9 protein-coding genes and 1 pseudogene are annotated in these 9,634 nt (G+C 73.8%); 4 read left to right on the forward strand and 6 right to left on the reverse strand.

Annotated elements, in window-relative coordinates:
* Positions 1 to 6: 6 nt before the first annotated feature.
* The 6 genes from IE295_RS01410 to IE295_RS01430 all read right to left on the reverse strand — a co-directional run bounded on the left by IE295_RS01410 (position 7) and on the right by IE295_RS01430 (position 4,755).
* On the reverse strand, positions 7 to 717 hold the full coding sequence (locus IE295_RS01410; RefSeq protein ID WP_190061544.1) for a phosphoadenylyl-sulfate reductase: 711 nt from the start codon (positions 715 to 717) through the stop codon (positions 7 to 9).
* Positions 704 to 880 (reverse strand): hypothetical protein, encoded by a 177-nt coding sequence (locus IE295_RS01415; RefSeq protein ID WP_190061545.1) that lies wholly within the window; start codon positions 878 to 880, stop codon positions 704 to 706. The genes IE295_RS01410 and IE295_RS01415 overlap by 14 nt, the downstream gene beginning before the upstream one ends.
* On the reverse strand, positions 877 to 2,577 hold the full coding sequence (locus IE295_RS01420; RefSeq protein ID WP_190061546.1) for a nitrite/sulfite reductase: 1,701 nt from the start codon (positions 2,575 to 2,577) through the stop codon (positions 877 to 879). The genes IE295_RS01415 and IE295_RS01420 overlap by 4 nt, the downstream gene beginning before the upstream one ends.
* Before the next feature lie 119 nt (positions 2,578 to 2,696).
* Positions 2,697 to 2,780: a putative leader peptide gene (locus tag IE295_RS34365; protein WP_313896922.1), complete on the reverse strand. Its 84-nt coding sequence runs from the start codon at positions 2,778 to 2,780 to the stop codon at positions 2,697 to 2,699.
* A 106-nt stretch (positions 2,781 to 2,886) separates the two neighbouring features.
* Positions 2,887 to 3,486, reverse strand: coding sequence for a GNAT family N-acetyltransferase (locus IE295_RS01425; RefSeq protein ID WP_190061547.1), 600 nt, complete (start codon positions 3,484 to 3,486; stop codon positions 2,887 to 2,889).
* Between the two features lie 27 nt (positions 3,487 to 3,513).
* Positions 3,514 to 4,755 carry a GAF domain-containing protein gene (locus tag IE295_RS01430; protein ID WP_190062349.1) on the reverse strand — a complete coding sequence of 414 codons (1,242 nt, stop codon included), beginning with the start codon at positions 4,753 to 4,755 and terminating at the stop codon, positions 3,514 to 3,516.
* A gap of 250 nt (positions 4,756 to 5,005) precedes the next feature.
* Between IE295_RS01430 and IE295_RS01435 the strand changes: the two genes are divergently transcribed.
* From IE295_RS01435 to IE295_RS01450, 4 genes and pseudogenes are all read left to right on the forward strand, one after another.
* A complete protein-coding gene (locus tag IE295_RS01435) occupies positions 5,006 to 6,193 on the forward strand; it encodes a YihY/virulence factor BrkB family protein (protein ID WP_190061548.1) in 1,188 nt (395 codons plus the stop codon).
* Between the two features lie 165 nt (positions 6,194 to 6,358).
* Positions 6,359 to 7,456: a ribosome small subunit-dependent GTPase A gene (rsgA, locus tag IE295_RS01440; protein WP_190061549.1), complete on the forward strand. Its 1,098-nt coding sequence runs from the start codon at positions 6,359 to 6,361 to the stop codon at positions 7,454 to 7,456.
* A gap of 90 nt (positions 7,457 to 7,546) precedes the next feature.
* On the forward strand, positions 7,547 to 9,043 hold the full coding sequence (locus IE295_RS01445; RefSeq protein WP_224322949.1) for a DNA-3-methyladenine glycosylase 2 family protein: 1,497 nt from the start codon (positions 7,547 to 7,549) through the stop codon (positions 9,041 to 9,043).
* Position 9,044: 1 nt separating this feature from the next.
* Positions 9,045 to 9,533, forward strand: a pseudogene (locus tag IE295_RS01450) (methylated-DNA--[protein]-cysteine S-methyltransferase); the annotation flags it as partial.
* Positions 9,534 to 9,634 lie beyond the last annotated feature (101 nt).

Genomic DNA, 9,634 nt, shown 5'->3' on the forward strand with positions numbered 1-9,634 from the left:
TCCCTGTCATTCGTGCAGCCCGCATTCCGTCTTGCCCCGGCCCGCCCAGCGACCGGCGCGCGCATCCTGACCCGCGCGTACCTTGCGGGTACAGGGGGCGCATCCGACGGACGTGTAGCCGTCCATCAGCAGCGGGTTGGTGAGGACGCCGTGCTCGTCGACGTAGGCGTCGACGTCGTCCTGGGTCCAGCGGGCTATCGGCGCGACCTTGACCTTCCGCCTCCGGGCGTCCCAGCCCACCACGGGGGTGCCGGCCCGGGTGGGGGACTCGTCGCGGCGCAGCCCGGTGGCCCAGGCGTCGTATCCGGCCAGGCCCCTGGTGAGCGGCTCGACCTTGCGCAGTGCGCAGCACAGGTCGGGGTCGCGGTCGTGCAGCTCCGGTCCGTGCGCGGCGTCCTGCTCGGCGACGCTCAGGCGCGGGGTGAGCGTGATGACGCGGACGTCCATCACGGCGTCGACCGCGTCGCGGGTGCCGAGGGTCTCCGGGAAGTGGTAGCCGGTGTCCAGGAAGACCACGTCGATGCCGGGGAAGGCGCGTGAGGCGAGGTGCGCGACCACGGCGTCCTCCATGGAGGAGGTCACGCACAAGCGCTTGCCGAAGGTGTCGGCCGCCCAGCGCAGGATCTCCAGCGCCGGGGCGTCCTCCAGCTCGCGGCCCGCCCGCTCGGCGAGCCGCCGGAGCCGGTCGGGTGCCCCGGTCTCGTCAAGTCCGTTCATTCGGTGCCCCCTTGGCCACGCCCCGGGCGAGGAGCCCGAGGAACGACAGCCGGAACGCGCGGTTGCACGCGCCGCATTCCCAGGCCCCGTGACCCTGCTCGGAGGGCCGCAGGTCCTCGTCGCCGCAGTAGGGGCAGTAGAAGGGAGCCGCTCGTTCGCTCATGAGAGGTCTGCCTCCGCCGCGCGCGCGGCCCACGCGGCGAACCGCTCGCCGTCCTCGCGCTGTTCGCTGTAGCGGGTCAGCACCCGCTCGATGTAGTCGGGCAGCTGGTCCGAGGTGACCTTCAGGCCGCGCACCTTGCGGCCGAATCCCGCCTCGAGGCCGAGCGCGCCGCCCAGGTGGACCTGGAAGCCCTCGACCTGCCGGCCCTCGTCGTCCAGGACCAGCTGGCCCTTGAGACCGATGTCCGCGACCTGGATGCGGGCGCAGGCGTTCGGGCAGCCGTTGATGTTGATGGTGACGGGTTCGTCGAAGTCCGGCAGCCGGCGCTCGAGTTCGTCGATGACCCAGGAGCCGCGCGCCTTGGTCTCCACGATGGCCAGCTTGCAGAACTCGATGCCCGTGCAGGCCATCGTGCCGCGCCGGAAGGGCGAGGGGGAGACCCGCAGGTCCAGCGCCTCCAGGCCCGCCACCAGCGACTCGACCCGCTCGCCCGGCACGTCGAGCACGATCATCTTCTGTTCGGCGGTGGTGCGCAGCCGGCCCGAGCCGTGCTCCTCGGCGAGCGCCGCGATCTTCGTCAGGCCGGCGCCGTCGACGCGGCCGACGCGTGGCGCGAAGCCGACGTAGAAGCGGCCGTCCTTCTGCCGGTGGACGCCCACGTGGTCCCGCCACCGCTCCACCGGCTGTTCGGGCGCGGGCCCGTCGAGCAGCGGGCGGCGCAGGTACTCGTCCTCGAGCACCCGCCGGAACCTCTCCGCCCCCCAGTCGGCGACGAGGAACTTCAGCCGGGCGCGGTTGCGCAGCCGGCGGTAGCCGTAGTCGCGGAAGATGCCGATGACCCCGCCGTAGACGTCGGCGACCTCCTCCAGCGGCACCCAGGCGCCCAGCCGTACGCCGATTCTGGGGTTGGTGGACAGGCCGCCGCCCACCCACAGGTCGAAGCCCGGGCCGTGCTCGGGGTGGCGCACGCCGACGAACGCGACGTCGTTGATCTCGTGGGCCACGTCCAGCAGCGGCGAGCCGGAGACGGCGGACTTGAACTTGCGGGGGAGGTTGGAGAAGTCCTTGTTGCCGATGAAGCGGCGCTGGATCTCCTCGATGGCGGGCGTGCCGTCGACGATCTCGTCCTCGGCGATGCCGGCGACCGGCGAGCCCAGGATCACGCGGGGGGTGTCGCCGCAGGCCTCGGTGGTCGACAGGCCCACGGCCTCCAGCCGCCGCCAGATCTCCGGGACGTCCTCGATGCGGATCCAGTGGTACTGGATGTTCTGCCGGTCGGTGATGTCGGCGGTGCCGCGCGCGAACTCCTGGGAGACCTCGCCGATGACGCGCAGCTGGGCGGTGGTCAGCCGGCCGCCGTCGATGCGCACCCGGAGCATGAAGTACTCGTCGTCCAGCTCCTCCGGCTCCAGCACCGCGGTCTTGCCGCCGTCGATGCCGGGCTTGCGCTGGGTGTACAGCCCCCACCAGCGCATCCGGCCGCGCAGGTCGCTGGGGTCGATGGAGTGGAAGCCGGCCTTGGAGTAGATCGTCTCAATGCGTGTCCGCACATTGAGACCGTCGTCATCCTTCTTGAACTGCTCGTTGCCGTTGAGCGGCGTGAAGTGGCCGACGGCCCACTGGCCCTCGCCGCGGTGGCGGCCGGTCTTGCGCCGGGGCGGGGCGGCGGCAGGGGAGTTCGGCGGGGTGTCAGCCATGGCGAAATGTCCTTAAAGTCCACATACGTCCGCGACAACAGGCGCAGAGGGAGGAGGAAAAGGCGTCCCGGCCGCGCGACGGAAGGGGCGGCGAGGGAAGGGCGGTGGTGCTGTGACTGTCAGCCCGCCGGACAGATGGCGCTGGACATGCGACCGAGGTCGACGTGACGTCGACTCACCAGGGCAATTCCAGTGCGGGACATGGCGGAAGCGTGGCACGGCGGTCTTCGGCCAGTCCACTGTTGTCCGTATATTGAGAAAGGCCGTCTCGTGATACGAGACGGCCTGTTCTGACGGCTACGGAGGGGACTACGGCTGCGCGCCCTCACCGCGGCGCGCACCGGGCCAGGGACCGGGCGGTGGAGTGTCCGGTTCGTCCTCGGTCTTCGTCTCGAACACCCGAAAGCCGCGCCGCTCGTAGTTGGCGAGCGCGTGCGGCCCGTCCTTGCTGCAGGTGTGCAGCCACACCCGCTTCGTCGGCTCCCGCTCCGGCCACCGCTCGGCCAGGTCCCAGGCCCGCGCGGTGCCGAACGACAGCAGGTGCCCGCCGATGCGGCGGCCCTGGAACCGCTCCATCAGCCCGAAGTAGACGATCTCCACCGTCCCCTCCGGCTGCGGGTCCAGCTCTATGTACCCCGCGGGCGTCCCGTGCTCGTACGCCACCCAGGTCTCCACCCCCGGCCGCTGGAGGTGGGCGAGCCACTGCGCGTAGGTCCACGGCAGCCGGTCCGTCCAGGTGACGTCGCCGCCCACGGCCGTGTACAGGAAGCGGCTGAACTCCGGCGAGGGCACCTCCGCCCGCTCGATCCGGACCCCGGACGAGGGGTCCGGGACGCGGGCGGGGCGCAGGTCGGCCGGCGAGGTCTGCTCCATGGACCAGGTGGTCACGGTCGTCGTGCTGTCGCTCATGCACCGAACCCCATCACACCCCCTCGGCTAATCCTCCTCCAGGTCCCGGCGCGCGGCCAGCACCACCGGCGCCGTCGAGGCGGGCAGCAGGTCCGCGGCCCGGTGCGGCGCCAGCAGCCGGACGTCCAGGCCGTCCGCGAAGCGGTACGGGCGGTGGCTGAGCACCCCCGCCAGCGTGCGCCGCATCCGCGACATCTCCGCCCGGACCGTCACCGTGCGGGTGGCGTCGCCGAAGAGGTCCGCGGCCAGCTCGGCGGCCGTCCGCCCGGCGCGGTGCCGGGCCAGGACGTAGAGCAACTCGGCGTGCCGCGGGCTGAGCTCGTGCGACCAGTGGCCCGCGCCCCCGGAGACCGTGACCGTCCAGCTGTGGGGAAGGCGCAGGTCCAGCACCAGCCGGCCGGGCGGCGCGTCCTCGCCGTCCGCCTCGTGGACGCGCACCAGCCAGCCGTCCGGCAGCGGCTCGATCGAGCACGGCCCGAGCGAGGGAAGCCAGGCCCGGCCCGGCCGCACCTGCCGGGGCAGCACCACCCGGCTCACCGGGGCCATCCCGGTCACCGCCGCCGTCCAGCCGTCGCGGTCCACCGCCAGCGCCCGGCCGCCGACCCGGGCCAGCATGGGCGCCGCGACCGCGCGCAGCCGGTCGACCGACTCCCAGTGCCGGGCCCGCAGCTCCGCCTCGGACACCTTGGCCACGGCGGTCACCAGGGCGAGCGTGGTGGGGTTGAAGGCGGCCGCCGGACCGCTGACGTTCAGCACGCCCAGCAGCCGCCCGTCGCGCGGGTCGTGCAGCGGGGCCGCCGCGCACGTCCACGCGTGGTGGGTGCGGACGAAGTGCTCGGCGGAGTGCACCTGCACCGGGCGGCGCTCCACCAGCGCCAGACCGATCCCGTTCGTCCCCACCACCTCCTCCGTCCAGGACGCCCCCACCTCGAAGCCCAGCCGGTCGGCGCTCCGGCGCACTCCCGCGCTTCCCTCCCGCCACAGCAGCCTGCCCTCGGCGTCGGTGACGACGATCAGGTGGCGCACGGCGTCGGCGGCCTCGAGCAGGCCCTCGCGCAGCTGCGGCAGCAGCACCCCCAGCGGCGAGGTGTGGCGCAGGTGCTCCACCTCGTCGACCGGGATCAGCGGCACGGACCGGCCCGAGTCCGGGTCCACCCCGTGCCGGCGCGCACGGTGCCACGACTGACCGATCACGGTCCGCGGCAGCGAGGGGGGCCGCGAGCCGGAGAGCGTGGCCTCGCGGACCGCGGGAAGCAGAGCCGTCTCCATGGGTATGCGCTTCACGCTGCAATGGTGCCCGGCAGGAGGCGGTGCGTGCGGGGTCATCCGCGATATTGCAACGCCATGCAACCATTGCGAACCACCCCGCCCCGGGCGGAGGGTGACGGTGAGCGGCCGGAGGGTGGTGCCGAGTCGGCGCAGCACCACCCTCCACGGCCTCCCGTCGGCCCCCGTCCGCGCCCCCGGCCGCCGGGGCGAGCGGAACGAGCGACCCGTCCGCGGCGGATACGGTTAGGGCGTGCAGGCAGCAAAAGAACATTCGGACCGGCAGGTCGGCCGGCTCCACAGGGCGAGGGCCCTGTATCGCAATGTCTCCAAACGCAGGATGGCTTGGCTGCTCCTGAAGGACACGGTCAACTCCTGCGTGGAGTACCGCGTCACGGGGCTCGCCGCGGAGGCCGCGTTCTTCACCCTCCTGTCGCTGCCGCCGCTGCTGCTGGGCCTCCTCGGCCTGCTGCGCTACCTCGACGACTGGACGGGCACCGACACCATCGGCGCCATCCAGCAGAACATCCTCGCCGCCTCCTCGACCGTGCTGTCGGACAAGGGCACCAAGGACATCGCCGAGCCGCTGGTCGAGGACGTCATCAGGATCGGGCGTCCCGACGTCATCTCCATCGGCTTCGCCATCGCCCTGTGGTCCGGCTCCCGGGCCGTGAACGTCTTCGTCGAGACCATCACGATCATGTACGGGCTGGAGGGCAAGCGTGGCATCGTGCGCACCCGGCTGCTGGCCTTCCTCCTCTACATCGTCGCCCTCGTCGTCGGGGCGGTGGCCCTGCCGCTGATGGTGGCGGGACCGGAGGCGGTGGTGGACATCGTGCCCTGGAGCGCGGACGTCGTCCGCTTCCTGTACTGGCCCGTCGTCATCGTGCTGTCCATCGCCTTCCTCACCACGCTCTACCACGTGTCCGTCCCGGTCCGCTCGCCCTGGGCGGAGGACATCCCCGGGGCGCTCGTCGCCCTGGCCATGTGGGTGCTCGGCAGCCTCCTGCTGCGCATCTACCTCACACACACCGTCGAGGGCGTGACGATCTACGGATCGCTGGCGGCCCCCGTCGCCGTGCTGCTGTGGATCGGAGTCTCCGCCTTCGCGGTGCTCGTCGGCGCCGCGGTCAACGCCGCACTGGACCGGGTGTGGCCGTCGGTCACCACGGCCGCCGCCCGCGCCGAGGTCGAGCGGCTGCGCGAGGCCGCCGCCGCGCGGGCCGCCTACGAACGGGCCGCGATGGCCCTGGTCCACGAGATGGAGGACGACCCCTACGACCCGGAGGACGGCGTGATGGGCCAGGACCGCGAGCCGCCCTCGGAGTTCCCCGAGCGCTGGGCCCAGTTCCTGCCCCCCGAGGACGTGCGCTCCCGGCTGACCAAGCCCGAACAGCAGCCCCGGCAGGGGCCGAAGCACGCCAAGCACCGGCGCGAATAGCGCCGGGGAAAACCGGTGGTGACGCCGGGCCGGGAGCGCCTACGATCGCCGGGCAAGAACGAAGCGCTCCACAGGAGGTGAGTATCGCGATGACTGTCGTTGCGACGGGCCGTGCCCGCACTCGGAAGCAGATCCATCCCACCTCCCTCCTGAAGGACCACCGTCTTGTCCGAGCTCACTTCCGCACGCCCGCTGACCGCCTACGGCTGGAACGCGGACCTCGCTGACAGCTTCGCCCCGCACACCGCCGAGGGGTTCGTGCCCGGGCGGATCGTCCGGGTCGACCGCGGCCGTTGCGACCTCGTCGTCGCCGACGGCGACGGCACCCGGCACGTCATGGCCGACACCGCCCTCGTCACCACAGGCGACCCGCTGGCCATCATGTGCACCGGCGACTGGGCCGCCGTCGACCTGACCGCCGGGTACGTCCGGGCCCTGCTGCCCCGCCGCACGGCCTTCGTCCGGTCCACGTCCTCCCAGCGGTCCGAGGGCCAGATCCTCGCGGCCAACGTCGACCACGCCGTCATCGCCGTCTCGCTGGCCGTCGAGCTCGACCTCGGCCGGATCGAGCGGTTCCTCACCCTGGCCTGGGAGAGCGGTGCCACCCCGCTCGTCGTGCTCACCAAGGCCGACCTCGTCCCCGACCCGGTCGTGCTCGACCACCTGCTGGCCGACACCGAGGCCGCGGCGCCGGGGGCCCAGGTGCTGGCCGTCAGCGCGGAGACCGGCGAGGGCGTCGACGTCCTCGCCGCCGTGCTGGCCGGCGGCACGTCGGTGCTCCTCGGCCAGTCCGGGGCCGGCAAGTCCACCCTCGCCAACGCCCTCGTGGGCGAGGAGGCGCAGGTCGTCCGGGCGACCCGCGACCGGGACGGCAAGGGCCGGCACACCACCACCACGCGCAACATGCTCCCCCTGCCCGGCGGGGGCGTGCTGATCGACACCCCGGGCCTGCGCGGGGTGGGTCTGTGGGACGCCGAGGCCGGCGTCGCGCGGACGTTCGCCGAGATCGAGGCCCTCGCCACGGACTGCCGCTTCCACGACTGCGCGCACGAGAGCGAGCCGGGCTGCGCGGTGCTGGCCTCGGTCGACAGCGGGGAGCTGCCCGCGCGCCGGCTCGACAGCTACCGCAAGCTGATCCGCGAGAACGAATGGATCGCCTCGCGCACGGACGCCCGCCTCCGCACGGAGAGGCTCCGTGACTGGAAGCGGAAGCAGGCGGACGGCCGGCGCTGGTACGAGCTGAAGCGGGGCGGCGCCCGCTAGGGGCACACCGCACATGGCCCTCGCCCCCGGGCGAGGGCCATGTCCGATTCCCGCCAGTCACACCCCTCCCGCAGGCGCAGACTGGGACACATGACGGACACCGCAAGCCGACTCGACGACTTCCGCTACCAGGCGGTGAGCAGCAGGGACGCCCGCTTCGACGGCGACTTCTTCACCGCCGTGCGGACCACCGGCATCTACTGCCGGCCCAGCTGTCCGGCGGTGACCCCCAAGCGGGAGAACGTGCGCTTCTACCCCTCCTCCGCCGCCGCCCAGCGGGCCGGGTTCCGCGCCTGCCGCCGGTGCCGTCCGGACACGGCCCCCGGCTCGGCCGAGTGGAACGTCCGCGCCGACCTCGTCGGCCGCGCGATGCGGCTGATCGGCGACGGCGTCGTCGACCGCGAGGGCGTCGCCGGGCTCGCCGCCCGGCTCGGCTACAGCGCCCGCCAGGTGAACCGCCAGCTCACCGAGGAGCTGGGCGCCGGTCCCGTGGCCCTGGCCCGGACCCAGCGCGCCCACACCGCACGGATCCTGCTGCAGACCACCGCGCTGCCGGTCACGGAGATCGCCTTCGCGGCGGGATTCGCGAGCGTGCGGCAGTTCAACGACACGATCCGGGCCGTCTACGCCCGTACGCCCAGCGAACTGCGCGGCCGCTCCGGCGCCCCCGCCGGTCACGCGAGCGCCGGCGTACCGCTGCGGCTGGCCCACCGGGGCCCGTACGCCGCCCGCCAGGTCTTCGACTTCCTTCAGCGGCGGGCCGTCGCCGGCATCGAGGAGATGACCGGCGCCCCCGGCGGCCGCCTCTACCGCCGCACCCTGCGACTGCCCTACGGCACGGGCGTGGCCGAGGTCCGGGAGCCCGCCGGAGCGGCCCACGGCGACTGGCTCGACTGCCGGCTGCACCTGACCGACCCCCGCGACCTGTCCACCGCCGTCCAGCGGGTGCGCCGGCTCTTCGACCTGGACGCCGACCCCTACGCCGTCGCCGAGCGCCTGGGCGCCGACCCCCACCTGCGCGCGCTGGTGGCCGCCCGGCCCGGGCTGCGCTCGCCGGGCGCGGCCGACGCGGAGGAGCAGGCCGTACGGGCCGTGCTGGGCCAGCAGGTCTCCCTGCCGGCGGCGGCGAAGCTGGGCGCCACGCTCGTGGCCGCGTACGGCAAGCCGCTCGCCGCCCCCGACGGCACGCTCACCCACGTCTTCCCCGAGCCCGCGACACTGGCGGACGCCGCCCTGGACGAACTGGGCATGCCCGACGCCCGCAGGCGCACCCTGCGTACCATCGGCAAGGCCCTGGCGGACGGCACGGTCCACCTCGACGCGGGCGCCGACCGGGAGGCCGCCGAGCGGGCCCTGCTGGGCCTGGCGGGCATCGGGCCGTGGACGGCCTGCTACATCCGGATGCGGGCGCTGGGCGACCCGGACGTGTTCCTGCAGGGCGACGCGGGCGTGCGCCACGGGCTCGCCGCGCTGGGCGCCGCGCCCGGCGACGCCGAGGCCTGGCGGCCCTGGCGCTCCTACGCCGTGCACCACCTGTGGACCGCCGCCACCGCCACCGCCGACCGAAACGCAGCGAAGGACGACTGACATGCTGTACACCGAGATCGACAGCCCGCTGGGCCCGCTGCTGCTCACCGGCCGGCCCTCCGCCACCGCCCCGGGCGGCACGGCCATCGCGTCCCTGTCCCTACCGGACCAGAAGAACGCGCCCGCCGTCGGGCCCGGCTGGTGCCGCGAGCCCGCCGCCTTCGCCGAGGCCGCGCGGCAGCTGGAGGACTACTTCGCCGGGCGGCGGAAGGACTTCGCCCTCGAATTCGACGTCCGGGGCACGGAATTCCGCCGCGCCGTGTGGGACGCGCTCGACTCCGTGCCGTACGGCGCCACCACGAGCTACGGGCAGCTGGCCGCCGGCATCGGCGCCTCGCGCGTCGCGGTCCGCGCGGTGGGCGGGGCGATCGGCGCCAATCCGCTGCTGGTGCTGCGGCCCTGCCACCGGGTGATCGGCGCGGACGGCTCGCTCACCGGCTACGCGGGCGGCCTGGAGCGCAAGCGGCTGCTGCTGGTGGACGAGGCCGCGGCCGCCTGGGCCGGGCCGGGGTGCGGGGCGCCCGGCGCGCCCTGCGCCGGGGCGGCGTCGGGCGCCGCCCCCACCCGCAGGTGCCCCTCGCCGTCCGGCAC

This window comes from Streptomyces griseocarneus, from assembly GCF_014655595.1.
In the GTDB taxonomy this organism is placed as follows: domain Bacteria; phylum Actinomycetota; class Actinomycetes; order Streptomycetales; family Streptomycetaceae; genus Streptomyces; species Streptomyces griseocarneus.

Bases quoted from the DNA above. Each gene is read 5' to 3' on its own strand.
- IE295_RS01410 (WP_190061544.1), bottom strand. From the start codon at position 717: ATGAACGGACTTGACGAGACCGGGGCACCCGACCGGCTCCGGCGGCTC.
- IE295_RS01415 (WP_190061545.1), bottom strand. From the start codon at position 880: ATGAGCGAACGAGCGGCTCCCTTCTACTGCCCCTACTGCGGCGACGAG.
- IE295_RS01420 (WP_190061546.1), bottom strand. From the start codon at position 2,577: ATGGCTGACACCCCGCCGAACTCCCCTGCCGCCGCCCCGCCCCGGCGC.
- IE295_RS34365 (WP_313896922.1), bottom strand. From the start codon at position 2,780: ATGTCCCGCACTGGAATTGCCCTGGTGAGTCGACGTCACGTCGACCTC.
- IE295_RS01425 (WP_190061547.1), bottom strand. From the start codon at position 3,486: ATGAGCGACAGCACGACGACCGTGACCACCTGGTCCATGGAGCAGACC.
- IE295_RS01430 (WP_190062349.1), bottom strand. From the start codon at position 4,755: ATGGAGACGGCTCTGCTTCCCGCGGTCCGCGAGGCCACGCTCTCCGGC.
- IE295_RS01445 (WP_224322949.1), top strand. From the start codon at position 7,547: ATGACGGACACCGCAAGCCGACTCGACGACTTCCGCTACCAGGCGGTG.